This window comes from Pseudomonas sp. GW460-12-10-14-TSB1, assembly GCF_017349775.1.
GTDB lineage: Bacteria > Pseudomonadota > Gammaproteobacteria > Pseudomonadales > Pseudomonadaceae > Aquipseudomonas > Aquipseudomonas piscium.
This window is the reverse complement of record NZ_JACNAC010000003.1, coordinates 38344-58613: the sequence shown is the minus strand read 5'-3', so window position 1 is coordinate 58613 and position 20270 is coordinate 38344. Positions and strand designations below refer to the sequence as shown.

The 20270-nt window shown below is 64.5% G+C and carries 9 protein-coding genes; 6 read left to right on the top strand and 3 right to left on the bottom strand.

What is annotated here, in order from left to right; translation table 11 throughout:
- A complete protein-coding gene (locus J4D52_RS02910) occupies positions 1 to 870 on the bottom strand; it encodes an SDR family oxidoreductase (protein ID WP_102676639.1) in 870 nt (289 codons plus the stop codon).
- Between the two features lie 12 nt (positions 871 to 882).
- The gene (locus J4D52_RS02905; protein ID WP_102676640.1) at positions 883 to 2673 is read right to left on the bottom strand and encodes an acyclic terpene utilization AtuA family protein; all 1791 of its coding nucleotides are present in this window, start codon (positions 2671 to 2673) and stop codon (positions 883 to 885) included.
- A 209-nt stretch (positions 2674 to 2882) separates the two neighbouring features.
- Between J4D52_RS02905 and J4D52_RS02900 the strand changes: the two genes are divergently transcribed.
- The 3 genes from J4D52_RS02900 (at position 2883) to J4D52_RS02890 (ending at position 4911) form a co-directional block, all read left to right on the top strand.
- Positions 2883 to 3506, top strand: a complete 624-nt coding sequence (locus J4D52_RS02900; protein WP_025805433.1) for a TetR/AcrR family transcriptional regulator — start codon at positions 2883 to 2885, stop codon at positions 3504 to 3506.
- A gap of 100 nt (positions 3507 to 3606) precedes the next feature.
- Entirely contained in the window at positions 3607 to 4398 is a 792-nt protein-coding gene (locus tag J4D52_RS02895; protein ID WP_102676641.1) for an ABC transporter substrate-binding protein, read from the top strand.
- A gap of 72 nt (positions 4399 to 4470) precedes the next feature.
- Positions 4471 to 4911 carry a pyoverdine biosynthesis protein gene (locus J4D52_RS02890; protein WP_102676642.1) on the top strand — a complete coding sequence of 147 codons (441 nt, stop codon included), beginning with the start codon at positions 4471 to 4473 and terminating at the stop codon, positions 4909 to 4911.
- Between the two features lie 41 nt (positions 4912 to 4952).
- Here the strand turns inward: J4D52_RS02890 and J4D52_RS02885 are convergent, their stop codons facing one another.
- On the bottom strand, positions 4953 to 5501 hold the full coding sequence (locus J4D52_RS02885; protein WP_009050074.1) for an RNA polymerase factor sigma-70: 549 nt from the start codon (positions 5499 to 5501) through the stop codon (positions 4953 to 4955).
- A gap of 375 nt (positions 5502 to 5876) precedes the next feature.
- On the opposite strand from J4D52_RS02885, the gene J4D52_RS02880 reads away from it, so the two are divergent.
- The 3 genes from J4D52_RS02880 to J4D52_RS02870 all read left to right on the top strand — a co-directional run bounded on the left by J4D52_RS02880 (position 5877) and on the right by J4D52_RS02870 (position 20136).
- Positions 5877 to 18893 (top strand): non-ribosomal peptide synthetase, encoded by a 13017-nt coding sequence (locus J4D52_RS02880; protein ID WP_110721759.1) that lies wholly within the window; start codon positions 5877 to 5879, stop codon positions 18891 to 18893.
- A 497-nt stretch (positions 18894 to 19390) separates the two neighbouring features.
- Positions 19391 to 19609, top strand: a complete 219-nt coding sequence (locus J4D52_RS02875) for a hypothetical protein (RefSeq protein ID WP_124303223.1) — start codon at positions 19391 to 19393, stop codon at positions 19607 to 19609.
- Between the two features lie 62 nt (positions 19610 to 19671).
- Positions 19672 to 20136 carry a nitrogen fixation protein gene (locus J4D52_RS02870; RefSeq protein WP_102677850.1) on the top strand — a complete coding sequence of 155 codons (465 nt, stop codon included), beginning with the start codon at positions 19672 to 19674 and terminating at the stop codon, positions 20134 to 20136.
- Positions 20137 to 20270: the final 134 nt, after the last annotated feature.

The window sequence follows — 20270 nt, the reverse complement described above, 5'->3', positions numbered from 1 at the left end:
TTACTCCTGATCCTTGAGCACGTCCGGCAGATAAGCGCGGTGAAAGCCGTTGTAGGACTGGCTATGGGAGGCCTTGTACAAAGGCCAGGCGCGGCTGCCGAGGCTGGCGGCGCCGTCGATGCGCAAGGTGCTGCCGCTGATGAAGGCGGCCGCCGGGCTGAGCAGGAAGACGATGGCGGCGCTGACTTCCGATTCGGTGCCGATGCGCTTGAGCGGTACGTGTTCGCGCAGGGTCGGGATCACCGCCTTGAACGCGCCTTCGTAGGTGTCCATGCCGCTGGAGGCGATCCAGCCCGGCGCCACGGCGTTGACCCGCACCCCGGCATGGCCCCATTCGAACGCGGCGGTCTTGGTGAAGTTGTCCATCCCCGAACGGGCGGCGCCGGAATGGCCCATGCCGGGCATGCCGCCCCACATGTCGGCGAGCATGTTGACGATGCTGCCGCCGTGCTTGCTCATGGACTGGTTGAAGACTTCCCGGGCCATGAGAAAACCGCCCACCAGGTTGGTGCGCAGCACGGTTTCAAATCCCTTCTGGTTGATCGAGGCCAAGGGCGAGGGGTACTGCCCGCCGGCATTGTTGACCAGGCCATGCAGCGGCCCATGTTCACGGATCAATTCGCTGACCAGGGCCTTGACCGCTTCCTCGTCACGGATATCGCAGGCATGCCCGCTGGCCTGGCCGCCGTCTTCGGCGATTTCCGCGGCGACTTTCTCAAGCTTGTCCGCCTTGCGCCCCACCAGCAGCACGCGGGCACCAAGGGCCGCCAGTTCGTGGGCGGTGCAGCGCCCGATGCCGCTGCCGCCGCCGGTGACGACTATGGTCTGGCCAGCGAACAGGTCGGGTTTGAAAATCGAGTCGTAACCCACGATAGGCATCCTCTAGTTGACGGCGTCAGCGATGCTCTGCGGCACCGGGATCTGGATTTCCAGCAACTGCTGGGCGAAGGCCTTGCCTTGCGGGTCGATGCGCAGGCTGGCGACACCGCCGCCACCGAGGGCGTTCTCCAGCAGGAAATTCAGGCTGTGGCTGCCCGGCAGGTACCAGCGCTGGACCCGGCCGTGGATCGGGTCCAGCACATGGCTCATCCAGTCCACCACCACCGCGGGGGTCAAGGCTTCGGCGATCCACGGCAGGTATTCGGGCGCGCGGGCCATGACCCCGATATTGCTGTGGTTGCCCTTGTCTCCGGAGCGCGCCACCGCCAGCTTGACCAGCGCCACGCTGGCGTCGGCGCGGCCCAGGGGGCTGGCCACGGCATGGGGCGCGGGCAGGGCACTGGAGTCGAGGCTGTCGAGTTCGGGCAGCTCGACCCGGTGGCGCTGGCCGGCCATTTCGACCTCCAGGGTGCAGGCGCTCTTGTCGATCAGGAACGAGAACAGGCGGATCAGCGGATAGACCGTGGGCCGGCCGCCGACGATGCCGGTCAGGCCCGGGGCCATGCCCGTGGCAGCCTGGGCGATCTCCCGGGAAAACAGCACCAGCGCGCGTTTGTCCGGATGGCGCACGGCGAGCTTGATCACCACTTCGCGGCTGTCCTGGCGCTGGCCGTGGGGACCATAGGTGGCTTCGCTGCCGAGCAGTTCGATATTGACTTCGCTGTAGGGCGCCCAGCCGCGCTGGCCGAACATTTCCGCGGTCTTGTCGATGATCGCCTGGCTGACCCGGCGCGCCTTGGCCACCGCGTCGATGCCGGCGATCAGGCAACTGGCGGTGCAGCGGAAACCGTCCGGGTAGGTGGCGCTGACCTTGTACTGGCCGGTCGGCGGCAGGCCCTTGGCGCCGTGCACGCTGACCGCATTCTTGCCCTGTTGGCGCAGCTTGACCTGGGTGAAGTCGCAGACCACGTCGGGCAGCAGATAGGCCCGCGGGTCGCCGATCTCATACAGCAGCTGTTCGCCGACGGTCAGCGGCGTGACCAGGCCGCCGGAACCTTCGGGCTTGCTGACCACGAATTGGCCGTCGACGCTGACCTCGACTATGGGAAAACCGATGTGTTCATAGTCCGGCACGTCGCGCCAGTCGGTGAAGTTGCCGCCGGTGCACTGCGCGCCGCATTCGATGATGTGCCCAGCGAGGGCGGCCTGGGCCAGCTTGTCGTAGTCGTGCCAGGACCAGCCGAATTCATGCACCAGCGCAGCGCTGACCACCGCGCTGTCGACCCCGCGACCGGTGATGACGATATCGGCGCCCAGCTTCAGGGCTTCGACTATCCCGGGGGCGCCGAGGTAGGCGTTGGTGGACACGCATATGGGGGGCAACGGCGCGCCGCTGAACATTTCATGAATGCCGCTGCCGCTCAGTTGCTTGAATTGGGGTTGCAGGTCGTCGCCCAGCAGCACGGCGATTTTCAGGGCGACTCCGGCCTGGTCGCAGGCCGCTTGCAGGGCCGCGGCGCAGGCCTGCGGGTTGACCCCGCCGGCATTGCTGATGACCCGGATCTGCTGCCGGGCGATCTCGCCCAGCAGCGGGCTCAATACCTCGACGAAATCCGTGGCGTATCCGACAGTGGGGTCCTTCATCCGGGCGCCGGCCATGATCGACAGGGTGATCTCGGCCAGGTAGTCGAACACCAGGTAATCCAGGCGGCCGCCCTGCACCAGTTGCGCGGCGGCGCTCGAGGTGTCGCCCCAGAAGGCACTGGCGCAGCCGATGCGGAGGGTCTTGGTCATGGCAGGGGCTCTCGATAAAAGACTCGATAAAAGGCTCGATGACAGAACTGGGTCGAGACTACCAAGCAAGCGCTTGGTTTGTAAACGTCGGAAATATCTTATTCCCAAGCGCTTGCTTGGTCGTCCCCACGGGCTTAAATTGCGCGCGCAAGCTCCCTGTTTCAGCGGGCTGCGCCGCATAACGATCGAGTGAATGTAGGAGAGAGGCCGTGGACGAGCAAAAAGCCTTGCTGGTGATGCGCCAGCTGGTCGCCAACGGGCAACTGACCGATCCGGACAGCGCCCGCGGCAAGCTGCTGCAAACCGCGGCTCACCTGTTTCGCAACAAAGGCTACGAGCGCACCACCGTGCGCGACCTGGCCGGCGCGGTGGGCATCCAGTCCGGCAGCATCTTTCATCACTTCAAGAGCAAGGACGACATCCTGCGTGCGGTGATGGAGGAAACCATCCACTACAACACCGCCCTGATGCGCGCCGAACTGGCCGAAGCTAGCAGCGTGCGCGAGCGGGTGCTGGCGCTGATCCGCTGCGAGTTGCAGTCGATCATGGGCGGCAGCGGCGAGGCCATGGCGGTGCTGGTCTACGAATGGCGCTCGTTGTCGGCCCAGGGCCAGGCCGACGTGCTGGCGCTGCGCGACATTTATGAGCAGATCTGGTCGCAGGTGCTGGGCGAGGCCAAGGATGCCGGCTTTATCAAGGGCGATGTGTTCATTACCCGGCGTTTTCTCACCGGGGCCCTGTCCTGGACCACCACCTGGTTTCGCGCCGACGGCAGCCTGACCCTCGAACAACTGGCCGAAGAAGCGCTGACCCTGGTGCTCAAGGAGCCGTAGGTGCAAGTAATTAATTACTCAGTGGAAAGTTGTCGAAGCGAAGGAAACCGCCTAGCTTTAATGGCACTGCCCTGTTTCCTTTCTTGAGGTAAGTTACCTGATGTCTTCGCCAATGCGGACGGCTTTGCGAGTGCTGGTGTGGGTCCTGGCCACCCTGACGGTTTTTCCGGCCTGCGCCGCGCAGTTGGTGCGAGTCGGTGCAGCGCATTTTCCTCCTTATACCGTGCGGCCCGAGCAGGGCGCCGACACCGGGTTGCTGCCGCAACTGGTGGACGCCTTGAACGCGCTGCAGAGCGACTACCAATTCGTACTGGTGCCGACCTCGATTCCCCGGCGTTTTCGCGATTTCGAGCAAAGCCGCGTCGACATGGCGATTTTCGAGAACCCGGCCTGGGGCTGGCAGAACATTCCCCACACCAGCGTTGACATGGGCCTGGAAGATGCCGAGATCTTCACCGCCCAGCGCGAGCCCGGCCGCGGCCAGGAATATTTCTCCGACCTCAAGGGCAAGCGCCTGGCCCTGTTCAGCGGTTACCACTACGCGTTCGCCAACTTCAATGCCGACCCCAAGTACCTGGCCGACACCTACAACGCGACCCTGACCTATTCCCACGACAGCAACCTGCTGATGGTGTTGCGCGGTCGTGCCGACATTGCGCTGGTGACCCGTTCCTACCTCAGTGATTTCCTCTCGCACAATACCGACACGGCGCAGCAGTTGTTCGCCTCGGAGCGGATCGATCAGGTCTACCACCACTACGCGCTGATTCGCCCCATGGCGCCGATCAGCGGCGAAGACTTCGCCAAGTTGCTGGGGCGCCTGCGCGACAGCGGTGAACTGCTGAAGATCTTCGATCCCTACCGCATCGTGGTCATGCCGCCGGCCAAGTGAAGCCGGCCCGCCTAAATTTCTCTCTGCGGCTCACGTCACTTGGTTGAACACTGATGACGCTGAGCCCGTGCCATGTCCTCTCTCGATACGCTGTCCGCTGTGGCCGTTGCCGATACCTGCCGTTGCGTCGCCGATACCGGTGGCCTGCAAGCGGTTCGGCTCGCCGGCCTTGAAACCACAGGTGCCAACCTTGGGCCTGGCACGCCGCTGCCGCCGACGGGCAGCGAGGTGCTGCAAGCCTTGCGTGGGCAAGAAGGGCGGCGGGACGAGTGGATGGCCGGCTGGTTATCGGCCCTGGTGCATTCGTTATGCCTCGACCATGGGCCGAACGAGCCGGCGTTTGCCGAGGTCGCTGGCCATGAGCTCGATCAGCAGGAGCGTTGCCTGCATTGCCAGAGGCCCTTCGATTTTTCCCACAAGCGCGCGGCCTTGCTGATTCTGGCGCAGGGGCCTGGCGTCGAACATCGTCGGGCCATCGGGGAAGTCTGGCGAGGAGGAGCGTGTTCGCGGTAGCACCGTGGTGGACGGGTGGCTATCGCGAGCAGGAGCGCGGATCAGTGACGGGCGTAGGTGTCGGCGCGGCTACCCGAGACTTTGCGGCAGTGCACCAGGGCATCGCGGATCATGAAATTCACCAGCGTCGGCGAGACCCCGAGTTCCTTGGCGATGTCCTTTTGCGGCACGCCATGCAGGCGATACATCTCGAACGCATAGCGGGTGCGGCTCGGCAGTTCCGTCAGCGCATCGGCAATGTGTTCCAGGGTCGAGAAATTGATGTGTGAGGTTTCCGGCGACGCTCCCTGCACGACCACATTCAGGCCCTCTTCTTCAGTGCCCGAGTACTTCTGCTCCAGCGCCTGCTTGCGATAGTGGTCGATCGCCAGGTTGCGCACGATCTGGAACAGATAGCTCAACTGCGCCTTGAACGACGAGGTGATCTGCGGCGCCGATTGCAGCCGGAAGAAAGCGTCCTGCACCACGTCTTCGGCGCGGGAGCGGCAGCCGGTAATGCGCGCCGCGATTTTGACCAGGATCAGGCGGTTGTCGACAAAGGCCTGGAGTAGCGGTGAATCGCACCTGCTTGTGGATACTTGTTCCGTCATGGAAATCACCTTGCTGCAAAAGGGTTAGTAGGACGACAGAAAATTCAGATTCGTCTTACACATCGAGCGACAAATTATGTTGAATGATAATGATTGTCAATTGAGAAAGAGAATTAATGATCCTCTTTGGTGCAGAGTGAGAACTGCGGCTCGTTGTCGCACTGGGTGAAGGCGTTAGAGGGGAGAGTGCGGACTAATTATTTCAAGACGTCATCCGTTCTCATTGGAGAAAGATTGCGGGTGAAAAATCCCGCCACAGCAGTCTCCAGATGCCCCATTCCGAGGGCAGGGGCCTTTATTTTTCAAAGATTTATGTAACGGCCGCGGCCTTGGTTCGCGGCTCTACGTGCAAGCACAATCCGCGCAGGAAACCCCATGATGGACGCGTTCGAACTCCCCAGCACTCTGGCTCAAGCCCTTCAACGCCGGGCGGCTCAGACCCCCGATCAAGTGGCCTTGCGCTTTCTTGCCGAAGAGCAGGATCAGAGCGTGGTCCTCAGTTATCGCGACCTGGATCTGCGTGCCCGGACCATCGCCGCAGCGCTGCAGGCCAATGCCGGGTTGGGCGATCGCGCGGTGCTGCTGTTCCCCAGCGGGCCGGACTATGTCGCGGCGTTTTTCGCCTGCCTGTATGCCGGGGTCATCGCGGTGCCGGCCTATCCGCCGGAGTCGAGCCGACGCCATCACCAGGAGCGGCTGATCTCGATCATCGCCGACGCCGAGCCGCGGCTGCTGCTGACCAGCAGCGGGCTGCGCGATTCCCTGGCGCAGATGGACGAACTGCAAGGCGCCGACGCGCCGCAACTGCTTTGCGTGGATAGCCTGGAGGCGAGCCTGGCCGAAGGCTGGAGCGCCACCGAAGTGCGCGGCGACGACATTGCCTTCCTGCAATACACCTCGGGCTCCACCGCCTTGCCCAAGGGCGTGCAAGTCAGCCATGGCAACCTGGTGGCCAACGAACTGCTGATCCGCCGCGGCTTCGGCATCGACCTCAACCCCGACGACGTGATCGTCAGCTGGCTGCCGCTGTACCACGACATGGGCCTGATCGGCGGCCTGCTGCAACCGATCTTCAGCGGCGTGCCCTGCGTATTGATGTCGCCGGCCTACTTCCTCGGCCGGCCGTTGCGCTGGCTGGAAGCGATCAGCCAATACGGCGGCACCATCAGCGGCGGCCCGGACTTCGCCTACCGCCTGTGCAGCGAGCGGGTCAGCGAGTCGGCCCTGGAGCGCCTGGACCTGAGCCGCTGGCGCGTAGCCTATTCCGGTTCCGAACCGATCCGCCTGGACACCCTGGAGCGCTTTGCCGAGAAGTTCGCCGCCAGTGGTTTCACCCCGAACAACTTCTTCGCTTCTTATGGCCTGGCTGAAGCCACCCTGTTTGTCGCCGGCGGCACCCGTGGCCAGGGCATCCCGGCCCTGCGCCTGGACGAGCAGGCCCTGGCGCAGAACCGCGCCGAGCCGGGCACCGGCAACACCATGATGAGCTGCGGCACCAGCCAGCCCGAGCACGCCGTGCTGATCGTCGAACCGAACACCCTGGCCGAGCTGGAAGACAACCAGGTCGGCGAGGTCTGGGCCGCCGGCCCGAGCATCGCCCATGGTTACTGGCGCAATCCCGAGGCCACGGCCAAGACCTTCGTCGAGCATGCCGGCCGGACCTGGCTGCGCACCGGCGACCTGGGCTTCATGCGCGACGGTGAGCTGTTCATCACCGGTCGCTTGAAAGACATGTTGATCGTGCGCGGGCACAACCTTTATCCACAGGACATCGAGCAGACCATCGAGCGTGAGGTCGAGGTGGTGCGCAAGGGCCGGGTCGCGGCGTTCGTCGTTACCGAGCGGGGCCAGGAAGGCATCGGCATCGCCGCGGAAATCAGCCGTAGCGTGCAGAAGATCCTCACGCCGGACGCACTGATCAAGCTGATTCGCCAGACCGTGGCCGAGGCCTATCAGGAAGCGCCGAGCGTGGTGGTCCTGCTCAACCCCGGCGCATTACCCAAGACCTCCAGCGGCAAGCTGCAACGTTCGGCCTGCCGCAACCGCCTGGCCGATGGCAGCCTCGACAGCTATGCCGTCTTCCCCGATCGCCAGGTTGCGACCAGCGAGGCCAAAGGTGAAGCGACCAGCGAACTGCAAGAGCTGATCGGCCGCATCTGGCGCGAACAGCTGCAGGTGGCGCAGGTGGCGAGCGACGATCACTTCTTCCTGCTGGGCGGCAACTCCATCGCCGCGACCCAGGTCGTTGCGCGCCTGCGTGAAGAGCTCGGCCTGGAGCTGAACCTGCGCCTGCTGTTCGAGGCACCGACCCTCGGCGCCTTCGCCGCGCAGATCGCGCAACTGCAACAGGATGGCGGCCTGGCCCAGGGCACGATCAATGCCTTGTCGCGCGCCGAGGCGCTGCCCCAGTCCCTGGCGCAGAACCGCCTGTGGATCACCTGGCAGCTCGACCCGCACAGCAGCGCCTACAACATTCCCGGCGGCCTGCGCCTGCGCGGCGAGCTGGACGAAGACGCCCTGCGCGCCAGCTTCCAGCAACTGATCGAACGCCACGAATCCCTGCGCACGCGCTTTTTCGAGCGCGACGGCCAGGCGCTGCAACAGGTCGAAGCCGTCGGCGAATTCAACCTGCAAGTGATCGACCTCAGCGACCTGCCGCTGGCCGAGCGCGAGGCACGGGCGCAACAGATCCGTGAGGATGAGGCCCGTACCCAGTTCGACTTGGAACAAGGCCCGCTGCTCTGGGTGACCCTGGTACGCCTCGACGACGAAGAGCACCAACTGCTGGTGACCCTGCACCACATCATCGCCGACGGCTGGTCGCTGAATGTGCTGATCGACGAGTTCTCGCGCCTGTATGCCGCCGCCGTGCAAGGCCAGGCGGCGAGCCTGGCGCCGTTGCCGCTGCAATACGCCGACTACGGCAGCTGGCAGCGCCAGTGGCTGGCCCAGGGCGAAGGCGAACGGCAACTGGCCTACTGGAAACAGCAGTTGGGCGAAGAACACCCGAGCCTGAGTCTGGCCACCGATCATCCGCGTTCGGCGCAGCGGCAACACAGCGCCGCGCGTCACAGCCTGCGCCTGGGAGCGAGCCTGAGCGAAGCCATTCGCCAGACCGCCCAGGCCCATGAATCGACACCCTTCATGCTGTTGCTCACGGCGTTCCAGAGCCTGCTGCATCGCTACAGCGGCCAGCGCGACATCCGTATCGGCGTGCCCAACGCCAACCGTCCGCGCCTGGAAACCCAGGGCCTGATCGGCTTCTTCATCAACACCCTGGTGCTGCGCGCCGAGGTCGATGGCCGCCTGCCATTTAGCGCGTTGCTGGCGCAGACCCGCCAGGCCGCGCTGGAAGCCCAGGCCCATCAGGACCTGCCGTTCGAGCAACTGCTCGAAGCCTTCCCCCAGGCCCGCGAACAGGGTCTGTTCCAGGTCATGTTCAACCACCAGCAGCGCGACCTCAGCGCCCTGCGCCGGTTGCCCGGGCTGCTGGCCGAAGAGCTGCCGTGGCACAGCCGCGAGGCCAAGTTCGACCTGCAACTGCACACTGAAGAAGACCGCAACGGCCGCCTGAGCCTGTCGTTCGACTACGCCGCCGAGCTGTTCGACGCCGCGACCATCGAGCGCCTGGCCGAGCATTTCGTCAGCCTGCTGCGCGAAGCCTGCGAGCGTCCGCAGACCGCCATCGCCGACCTGCCGCTGCTCAACCCCTGCGAGCAGGCGCAGCAGCAACAGTGGAGCGAAGCCCCTTGCGCGGCGGCCAGCCAATGGCTGCCCGAACTGCTCGACGCACAACTGCAGCAGACCCCGGAACGCACCGCTCTGGTGTGGCAGGGCGGCGAGCTGAGCTTCGCCGAGCTGCATGCCCAGGCCAACCGCCTGGCCCATTACCTGCGCGACAAGGGCGTCGGCCCGGATGTCTGCGTGGCCATCGCCGCCGAGCGTTCGCCGCAGCTGTTGATCGGCCTGCTGGCGATCGTCAAGGCCGGCGGCGCCTATGTGCCGCTGGACCCGGACTACCCGGCCGAGCGCCTGGCCTACATGCTGGCCGACAGTGGCGTCGAGCTGCTGCTGACCCAGACCCAACTGCTCGAGCGTCTGCCCCAGGCCGAGGGCGTCAGCGCCATCGCCATGGACAGCCTCAAGCTCGACAGCTGGCCGAGCCATGCGCCGGGCCTGGACCTGCACGGCGACAACCTGGCCTATGTGATCTACACCTCCGGCTCCACCGGCCAGCCCAAGGGCGTGGGCAACACCCATGCGGCCCTGAGCGAACGCTTGCAGTGGATGCAGAATACCTACCGCCTGGACGCCAGCGATGTGCTGATGCAAAAGGCGCCGATCAGCTTCGACGTGTCGGTGTGGGAGTGCTTCTGGCCGCTGATCACCGGCTGCCGTCTGCTGCTGGCCGCGCCGGGCGAACACCGCGACCCCCATCGCATCGCCCAGTTGGTGCAGCAATACGGCGTGACCACGCTGCACTTCGTGCCGCCGCTGTTGCAGCTGTTCGTCGATGAGCCGCTGAGCGCCGAGTGCAGCAGCCTGCGCCGGCTGTTCTCCGGTGGCGAAGCCTTGCCGGCCGAATTGCGCGACCGGGTACTGGAACAACTGCCGAACGCCCAACTGCACAACCGTTATGGCCCGACTGAAACCGCGATCAACGTTACCCACTGGCATTGCCGCAGCGTCGATGGCGAGCGTTCGCCCATCGGCCGGCCGCTGGGCAATGTGATCTGCCGGGTGTTGGACGCCGACCTCAACCCGGTACCGGTCGGTGTGCCGGGCGAACTGTGCATTTCCGGGATCGGCCTGGCCCGTGGTTACCTCGGGCGGCCGGGGCTGAGCGCCGAACGTTTTGTCGTCGATCCGCTGAGCACCGAGGGCACACGCCTGTACCGCACCGGCGACCGAGTGCGCTGGGCAGCCGATGGCGCCCTGGAATACCTCGGGCGCCTTGATCAGCAGGTCAAGCTGCGCGGCTTTCGGGTCGAACCCCAGGAAATCGAAGCGCGCCTGCTGGCCCAGGAGGGCGTGGCCCAGGCCGCGGTACTGGTGCGCGAGACCGCGGCCGGTGCGCAGCTGATCGGTTATTACACCGCCACCTCCGATGTGGAGGAGGAAGAGGCGCAGACCGAGCGCCTGAAAGCCGCCCTGGCCAGTGAGCTGCCGGAGTACATGGTGCCGGCGCAACTGATGCTTCTTTCGGCCATGCCCCTGAGCCCGAGCGGCAAGCTCGACCGCCGTGCCTTGCCGGAACCGCAATGGCAGGTGCGCGAACACGTCGAGCCAGCCACCGATCTGCAACAGCAGATCGCGGCGATCTGGCGCGATGTGCTGGGGCAGCAGCGCATTGGCTTGCGTGATGACTTCTTTGCGCTGGGCGGCCATTCGCTGCTGGCCACGCAGATCATTTCCCGGACCCGCCAGGCCTGCGACGTCGAGTTGCCGCTGCGGGCCTTGTTCGAAGCCAGCGAGCTGGGCGACTTCGCCGAGCAGGTGCGGTTGATCCAGGAATCCGGCAAGCGTAACAAGCAGCCGCCGATCGACAAGGTCGACCGCAGCGCGCCTGTGCCGCTGTCCTATTCCCAGCAGCGCATGTGGTTCCTCTGGCAGATGGAGCCAGACAGCCCGGCCTATAACGTCGGCGGCATGGCGCGCTTCAAGGGCGTGCTGGATGTCGGGCGTTTCGAGGCGGCGCTGCAGGCGCTGATCCTGCGTCACGAAACCCTGCGTACCACTTTCCCTAGCGTCGACGGCGTGGCCCAGCAACGGGTGCACGGGGAAACCGGCGTGCGCATGGCCTGGAAGGATTTCTCCAAGCTGGATGCAGCGGCCCGCGAGCAACGCCTGCAACAGCTGGCCGACAGCGAAGCGCACCAGCCGTTCGACCTGGAAACCGGCCCGCTGCTGCGCGCCTGCCTGGTCAAGGCGGCGGAGCATGAGCACTACTTCGTGCTGACCCTGCACCACATCGTCACCGAAGGCTGGGCGATGGACATCTTCGCCCGTGAGTTGAGCGCGTTGTACGAAGCCTTTATCGACGACCGCGACTCGCCGCTGGAACCGCTGCCGGTGCAGTACCTGGATTACAGCGTCTGGCAGCGCCAGTGGCTGGAGTCCGGCGAGCGTCAGCGCCAGCTGGATTACTGGACCGCGCAACTGGGCAACGAACACCCGCTGCTGGAACTGCCGGGCGACCGTCCGCGGCCGCCGGTGCAAAGCCACCAGGGCGAGCTGTACCGCTTCGACCTCAGCGACGAGCTGGCGGTAAGGGTGCGCCGCTTCAACGCGGAACACGGCCTGACCCTGTTCATGACCATGACCGCGACCCTGGCCGTGCTGCTCTATCGCTACAGCGGCCAGACCGACCTGCGCATCGGCGCGCCGGTGGCCAACCGCATCCGCCCGGAAAGTGAAGGGCTGATCGGCGCCTTCCTCAACACCCAGGTGCTGCGTTGCCAGCTCGACGGGCAGATGAGCGTCGGTGAACTGTTCGAGCAGGTGCGGCACACCGTGATCGAAGGCCAGTCCCATCAGGACCTGCCGTTCGACCACCTGGTGGAAGCCCTGCAACCGCCGCGTAGCGCCGCCTACAACCCGCTGTTCCAGGTGATGTGCAACGTCCAGCGCTGGGAGTTCCAGCAGAGCCGCAGCCTGGCCGGCATGACCGTCGAATACCTGGCCAACGATGCGCGGGCCACCAAGTTCGACCTCAACCTGGAAGTCACCGACCTCGATCATCGCCTGGGTTGCTGCCTGACCTACAGCACCGACCTGTTCGACGAACCGCGCATCGCGCGCATGGCGGCGCACTGGCGCAACCTGCTGGAAGCCTTGATCGAGAGCCCCGAGCAACGCCTGAGCGAATTGCCGCTGCTCGACCGCGCCGAGCAACAGCAACTGCTGGACAGCCTGGGCGTCGAGCCCGGCGAGCACCGCCTGGACCAGTGCATCCATCACCTGTTCAGCGAGCAGGCGCTGCTGCGCCCGGACGCGCCGGCCCTGACCTTCGCCGGGCAGACCCTGAGCTACGCCGAGCTCGACAGCCGCGCCAACCGCCTGGCCTGGATGCTCCGTGAACGTGGCGTCGGTCCGCAGGTGCGGGTCGGCCTGGCCCTGGAGCGTTCGCTGGAAATGGTCATCGGCCTGTTGGCGATCCTCAAGGCCGGCGGCGCCTACGTGCCGCTGGACCCGGAATACCCGCTGGACCGCCTGCACTACATGATCGAAGACAGTGGCATCGGCTTGCTGCTCAGCGACGCGGCGATGTTCCAGGCCCTGGGCCAGCTGCCGCCGGGCGTGGCGCGCTGGTGCCTGGAAGAGGACGGCACGCAACTGGCCAACTACCCGGCCGGTGAGCTGCCCTTTATCAGCCTGCCGCAGCATCAGGCGTACCTGATCTACACCTCGGGTTCCACCGGCAAGCCCAAGGGCGTGGTGGTGTCCCATGGCGAGATCGCCATGCATTGCCGCGCGGTGATCGAGCGCTTCGGCATGCGCCCGGACGACTGCGAGCTGCACTTCTATTCCATCAACTTCGACGCCGCCACCGAGCGTCTGCTGGTGCCGCTGCTCAGCGGTGCCCAGGTGGTGCTGCGGGCGCAAGGGCAGTGGGACACCGAAGAGATCTGCCAGCTGATCCGCCAGCACCGCATCAACATCCTCGGTTTCACCCCGAGCTACGGCAGCCAGTTGGCGCAGTGGCTGGCGACCCAGGGCGAAACCCTGCCGGTGCGCATGTGCATCACCGGTGGCGAAGCGCTGACCGGCGAGCACCTGAACCGCATCCGCGCGGCATTCAAGCCGAGCCTGTTCTTCAACGCCTACGGCCCCACCGAAACCGTGGTCATGCCTTTGGCCAGCCTGGCGCCGGAACAACTGGAGGAGGGCGCCGGCAGCGTGCCGATCGGCACGGTGGTCGGTGAGCGCGTGGCCTACATCCTCGACGCCGATCTGGCCCTGGTGCCGCAAGGCGCCACTGGTGAGTTGTATGTCGGCGGGGCCGGCCTGGCCCAGGGTTACCACCAGCGTCCGGGCATGAGCGCCGAACGTTTCGTGGCCGACCCGTTCAGCACTCATGGCGGGCGTCTGTATCGCACCGGCGACCTGGTGCGCCAGTGCGCCGACGGTCAGGTGGAATACATCGGCCGGGTCGACCATCAGGTGAAGATTCGCGGCTTCCGCATCGAGCTGGGGGAAATCGAAAACCGTCTGCTGGAACATGAGGCGGTGCGCGAAGCGGTGGTGCTGGCCCTGGACATGCCGGGTGGCAAACAGCTGGCCGGCTATCTGGTGACCGATGTCGCTGAGCAGAGTGATGAGCAGCAAGCTGCCTTGCGCGAGGCGATCAAGGCCCAGCTGAAAATCCATCTGCCGGATTACATGGTGCCCACCCACCTGGTCCTGCTGGCGAGCATGCCGCTGACCGCCAACGGCAAGCTCGACCGCCGCGCCTTGCCGGCGCCAGACCTGGAGCTCAACCGCCAGCAGTACGTGGCGCCGAGCAACGAGCTGGAGCAAACCCTGGCCCAGGTCTGGTGCGATGTGCTGAACCTGCGGCAGGTCGGCCTGCACGACAACTTCTTCGAACTGGGAGGCGACTCGATCCTGTCGATCCAGGTGGTCAGCCGCGCCCGTCAGTTGGGCATTCATTTCAGCCCGCGGGACCTGTTCCAGCATCAGACCGTGCAGACCCTGGCCGCGGTGGCCAGCCGCAGCGAGCAGATTGTTGCCGAGCAAGGCTTGCTCAGCGGCGAGTCGGGCCTGACGCCGATCCAGCACTGGTTCTTCGACAGCGAGATCCCCGAGCGTCAACACTGGAACCAGGCCCTGCTGCTGGCGCCGACCCAGGCACTCGATGGGCAGCTGTTGGAGCAAGCACTGCAAGCGGTGCTGGCCCAGCATGACGCCCTGCGCCTGCGCTTTACCCAGGTCGAGGGCCAATGGCAGGCGATGCATCAACCGTTGTCCGAAGCACCGCTGCTGGTGCAGATGCATGTGGCGTCTATGGATCAATGTGTTGCGCTGTTCGCCGAGGCTCAGCGCAGCCTGGACCTGAGCAACGGACCGCTGTTGCGCGCGCTGCTGGTGGACGGTCCGGATGAGCAGCAACGCCTGTTCATCGCCATCCACCACCTGGTGGTCGACGGTGTGTCCTGGCGGGTGCTGCTGGAGGATCTGCAAAACGTTTACCGCCAGCTTGAAGCTCAGCAGACGCCGCGCCTGCCGGCGAAAACCAGCGCCTTGCGCGATTGGGCGTCACGCCTGCAGGCCTATGCCGGCAGCGAGTCGCTGCGCGAAGAGTTGAGCTGGTGGCAGGACCAACTGGCTGGCCCGGCAGCGACGCTGCCGGTGCAGCACGCCCAGGGCGGGCGGCAGAACAAGCATGCCCGGACCCTCAGCGTGAAACTGGATGCCGAGCGCACCCGCCAGCTGCTGCAACAGGCGCCGAGCGCCTACCGCACCCAGGTCAACGACCTGCTGCTGACCGCCCTGGCCCGCGTGCTGTGCCGCTGGACCGGCGAGGCTTCGGCGCTGATCCAGCTCGAAGGCCACGGCCGCGAAACCCTGTTCGACGAGATCGACCTGACCCGCACGGTCGGCTGGTTCACCAGCGCTTACCCGCTGCGCCTGACCCCGCTGGCTATAGAGGAAGCGGCCGGGCAGGGCGCCTCGATCAAGGCGATCAAGGAACAGCTGCGCGCCGTACCGCATAAAGGCCTGGGTTATGGCGTACTGCGCTACCTGGCCGATACGACTATCCAGCAGGGCATGGCGGCCTTGCCGCAGGCGCCGATCACCTTCAACTACCTGGGCCAGTTCGACCAGAGCTTTGCCAGCGACGCGCTGTTCCGTCCGTTGGACGAACCGCTGGGCGCCGCCCATTCGCCGGAGGCGCCGCTGCCCAACGAACTGAGCGTCGACAGCCAGGTCTACGCCGGTGAACTGGTGTTGCGCTGGACCTTCAGCGGCGAGCGTTTCGACCCGCAGACCATCGACGCGCTGGCCCAGGCCTACCTCGGCGAACTGCAGAGCCTGATCGCCCATTGCCTGCAGGACGATGCCGGTGGCCTGACGCCGTCGGACTTCCCCCTGGCGCGCCTGACCCAGGCGCAGCTGGACGCGCTGCCGGTAGCGGCCAGCGCCATCGAGGACGTCTACCCGCTGACCCCGATGCAGGAGGGCATGCTGCTGCATACCCTGCTGGAACCGGGCACCGGCCTGTACTACATGCAAGACCGCTACCGCATCAACAGCGAGCTGGACCCGGCGCGTTTCGCCCAGGCCTGGCAGGCGGTGGTGGCCCGTCACGAAGCCCTGCGGGCGTCCTTCTGCTGGAACGTCGGCGAAGACATGCTGCAAGTTATCCACAAGCCGGGCAGCACGCCGATCGAGTTCCTGGATTGGAGTGCTGTCGCGCAAGACGAGCAGGAACCGAAGTTGCAGGCGCTGCTGAAAAGCGAGCGCGAGGCCGGTTTCGATCTGCTCAACCAGGCGCCGTTCCACCTGCGGCTGATCCGCGTGGGGGCCGCGCGCTACTGGTTCATGATGAGCAACCACCACATCCTGATCGATGCCTGGTGCCGTTCGCTGTTGATGAACGACTTCTTCGAGATCTACACCGCCCTGGGCGAAGGTCGCGAAGCCCAGCTCAGCGTGCCGCCGCGCTACCGCGACTACATCGGCTGGCTGCAACGCCAGAGCTTGGCGCAAGCGCGCCAGTGGTGGAAAAACAACCTGCAAGGCTTCGAGCGCACCACGCCTATTCCGAGCGACCGACCGTTCCTGCGCGAACACGCCGGCGACAGCGGCGGCATGATCGTCGGTGACTGCTACACCCGTCTCGATGCCCGCGACGGCGCGCAACTGCGCGAGTTGGCGCAGCAGCAGCAGTTGACCGTCAACACCTTCGCCCAGGCGGCCTGGGCCCTGGTCCTGCGGCGCCTGAGCGGCGAGCGTGACGTGCTGTTCGGCGTCACCGTGGCCGGGCGCCCGGTGGAAATGCCGGAGATGCAGCGCACCGTTGGCCTGTTCATCAACAGCATCGCGCTGCGGGTGAAGCTACCGGAAGACGGCCAGCGCCTGAGCGTGCGTCAATGGCTGGGCGGCCTGCTGGAAAGCAACATGGAGCTGCGCGAGTACGAATACCTTCCGCTGGTGGCGATCCAGGAAAACAGCGAACTGCCCAAGGGCCAGCCGCTGTTCGACAGCCTGTTCGTGTTCGAGAACGCGCCGGTGGAAGTCTCGGTGCTGGACCGCGCGCAAAGCCTGAACGCCACCTCGGATTCCGGCCGCACCCACACCAACTTCCCGCTGACCGCGGTGTGTTACCCGGGGGATGACCTGGGGCTGCACCTGTCCTACGACCAGCGTTACTTCGAGCAAGCGACCATCGAGCGCATGCTCGGCGAGTTCAAGCGCCTGCTGCTGGCGCTGGTGCAGGGCTTCCATGGCGACATGGCCGAGCTGCCGCTGCTGGGTGAAGCAGAGCAGGACTTCCTGCTCGCCGGCTGCAACCAGAGCGAGCATGACTACCCGCTGGAGCGCAGCTACGTCGAACTGTTCGAGGCGCAGGTGGCGGCCCATCCGCAACGCGTCGCCGCCAGTTGCCAGGACCTGCAATACAGCTATGCCGAACTGAACCAGCGCAGTAACCGCCTGGGCCACGCCCTGATCGCCAACGGCGTGGGCCTGGACCAGCCGGTGGCCCTGCTGGCCGAGCGCAGCCTGGACCTGCTGGGCATGATCATCGGCAGCTTCAAGGCCGGCGCCGGCTACCTGCCGCTGGACCCGGGCCTGCCGGGCCAGCGCCTGGGGCGGATCATCGAGCTGAGCCGCACGCCATTGCTGGTGTGCAGCGCGGCCTGCCAGGAGCAGGCGCAAGCCTTGCTCGACGAATTCGCCTGCGCCAACCGACCACGCTTGTTGGTGTGGGAAGAGGTGCAAGCGGCCGATCATTCGCTGGACAACCCAGGCATTTACAGCGGCCCGGACAACCTGGCCTATGTGATCTACACCTCGGGCTCCACCGGCCTGCCGAAGGGGGTGATGGTCGAGCAGCGCGGCATGCTCAACAACCAGTTGAGCAAGGTGCCGTACCTGCAATTGAGCGAAGCCGATGTGATCGCCCAGACCGCGTCGCAGAGCTTCGACATTTCGGTCTGGCAGTTCCTCGCCGCGCCGCTGTTCGGCGCGCGGGTGGACATAGTGCCGAACGCCATCGCCCATGACCCGCAAGGTTTGCTGGCCCATGTGCAGGCCCAGGGCATCAGCGTGCTGGAAAGCGTGCCATCGCTGATCCAGGGCATGCTTGCCCAGGAGTCCATCCACCTCGACGGTCTGCGCTGGATGCTGCCGACCGGTGAGGCGATGCCGCCGGAGCTAGCGCACCAATGGCTACTGCGTTACCCGCAGATCGGCCTGGTCAACGCCTACGGTCCGGCCGAGTGCTCGGATGACGTGGCCTTCTACCGCGTCGATATGGCCTCGACCCGTGGCAGCTACTTGCCGATCGGTACGCCGACCGACAACAACCGCCTGTACCTGATGGATGGCGCGCTGGACCTGGTGCCGCTGGGCGCGGTGGGCGAGCTGTGCGTCGCCGGTACCGGGGTCGGTCGTGGTTATGTCAGCGATCCGCTGCGCACTGCCCAGGTGTTCGTGCCCCATCCGTTCGGTGCCCCGGGCGAACGCCTGTACCGCACCGGCGACCTGGCACGGCGTCGCGCCGATGGCGTGCTGGAATACGTCGGTCGCATCGACCATCAGGTGAAGATCCGTGGCTACCGCATCGAGCTGGGGGAAATCGAAGCCCGCCTGCACGAACAACCGGAAGTCCGCGACGCGGCGGTCGGCGTGCAGGAAGGGGTCAACGGCAAGCACTTGGTGGGCTATTTGGTGGCGAGCGACTCGGTGCTGAACCCGACGGAACGCCTGGAGCGCATCAAGCAACGCCTGCGCGCCGAGCTGCCGGAATACATGGTGCCGCTGCACTGGCTGTGGCTGGAGCGCCTGCCGCTCAACGCCAACGGCAAGCTCGACCGCAAGGCCCTGCCGGCCCTGGAGATCGGCCAGCTGCACAGCCAGGACTACCTGGCACCGCGCAGCGAGCTGGAGCAGACCCTGGCCGAGATCTGGGCCGAGGTGCTCAAGGTCGAGCGGGTGGGCGTGCGCGACAACTTCTTCGAACTGGGCGGGCATTCGCTGCTGGCCACGCAGATTGCCTCGCGGGTGCAGAAAACCCTGCAACGCAACGTGCCGCTGCGGGCGATGTTCGAGTGCAGCACGGTGGAGGAACTGGCGCAGTACATCGACAGCCTGGCGAGCAGTGAAATCAGCGAGGAGAAAGTCGATCGCTTGAGCGATCTGATGGCGGAGCTGGAGGGGCTTTAATCAGCGTCGTCAGCTCTGGCCCTATCGTGGGCAAGCTGGACACCCCAATCGGGCGCCATGATGGCGCCCAAATCTGAACCTTCACCTGGCAGGGCCTTACCATCGAGGTCCTGCTCACTTCCGGCTGGCCCGAGTGCCATCGCCACCTCTACGGCTATCCGCTGCCAATCTTCGAAGTTTAAAAAAACGTGGTCCTTCGGGTTGAATTATTCATCTTCGCGATCAGGGCGATTCAGTCTTTCACTTAGAGTGATTCGAGTTAATCCATCTTCCAAATTTGACTTTTGACACTAACTTTAGTTGCTATGCTCTTACAGTGGGTGACTGTCAAAGTCATTGCCACGCCAGCAATAATGGCAGATCGTTATTTTGGAGTTTTTATGGACATGGAGCTGTTTGAAGCGAGCCATTACCAAGCCCCCGAGACACCAAAACGCCATTGATGTTCTGCTTGCACGCCTCCAGTTATTTCAACGGCTATGTTTCGGAGAATTAAAATGTCCAATGAAAAGTTTGACCGCGTAGCAGCGAATCTGTCTGTTGCCGATATAAGCACTGCAATAGCTTCCGGTTTGCAAAGAGCGCTTGATGCTCGTGGAGAAGCGTTGCGCGATAAAATTCTTATTTATGGCGGAAGGATTGACTTCAACATTCAAGTACTCCCCCAAAGCGCGGTAGGCGAGCTCAAGGAAGTTGCCAATATTGGCAAGGTCTAGGTTTTTCGGCATTTTTTCGTCAAACCAATAGGGACAGAAGGAATGCTGGTGGAGGGAATAAAATGCCACCCAAATCGTTGGAAAAATCCCGCCGATTGATTGAGAACGGTCGAAATAAAGAGCTTCTGTGCCCAAGTGCTCAGCCGGACTGGGAGGGAGCGAAAATATTCGGGGTGGTGAATGGCACGGTGGCAGCTCCTGAAGTAGCTTACCTTTCACAAGCAATACCCATGACCAAAGAGCTGGCTGAATCAACAGTCCCTGTCAGTCCGGCAGAGGTATTTCGCATTTCCGCACCCTGTGCGGAAATGCGATGCCAGCACTACAAGGAAGGAGGCTGCCAGCTTGTATCGCGCACCGTAGATAAATTAAAAACGGTAACAGACAAACTTCCCCGTTGCTCGATAAGAGCCTCCTGTCGCTGGTGGAATGAACAGGGGCCCGATGCCTGTTTTCGCTGTCCGCAAGTTGTAACCAACAGTTTTTCCCAGGACGAGATGATCATTATTGCGGCAACCCCGATATAGCTCAAAGTGTCAGTCTCGTTGAAGATGAAAGGAGTCTGAACAACTTGTACTTGCTGATATGAACTTTGCGTCTATTTACCACTTCTGGAGGGGAGTCGAAGGGACCGGCTGTGCCGCTCATCGATATCTCACTC

What these genes read in the sequence shown, in the direction of transcription:
- J4D52_RS02895 (WP_102676641.1), top strand. Translation starts at nt 3,607, where the DNA reads ATGTCTTCGCCAATGCGGACGGCTTTGCGAGTGCTGGTGTGGGTCCTG.
- J4D52_RS02905 (WP_102676640.1), bottom strand. Translation starts at nt 2,673, where the DNA reads ATGACCAAGACCCTCCGCATCGGCTGCGCCAGTGCCTTCTGGGGCGAC.
- J4D52_RS02870 (WP_102677850.1), top strand. Translation starts at nt 19,672, where the DNA reads ATGCCACCCAAATCGTTGGAAAAATCCCGCCGATTGATTGAGAACGGT.
- J4D52_RS02890 (WP_102676642.1), top strand. Translation starts at nt 4,471, where the DNA reads ATGTCCTCTCTCGATACGCTGTCCGCTGTGGCCGTTGCCGATACCTGC.
- J4D52_RS02875 (WP_124303223.1), top strand. Translation starts at nt 19,391, where the DNA reads ATGTCCAATGAAAAGTTTGACCGCGTAGCAGCGAATCTGTCTGTTGCC.
- J4D52_RS02885 (WP_009050074.1), bottom strand. Translation starts at nt 5,501, where the DNA reads ATGACGGAACAAGTATCCACAAGCAGGTGCGATTCACCGCTACTCCAG.
- J4D52_RS02880 (WP_110721759.1), top strand. Translation starts at nt 5,877, where the DNA reads ATGATGGACGCGTTCGAACTCCCCAGCACTCTGGCTCAAGCCCTTCAA.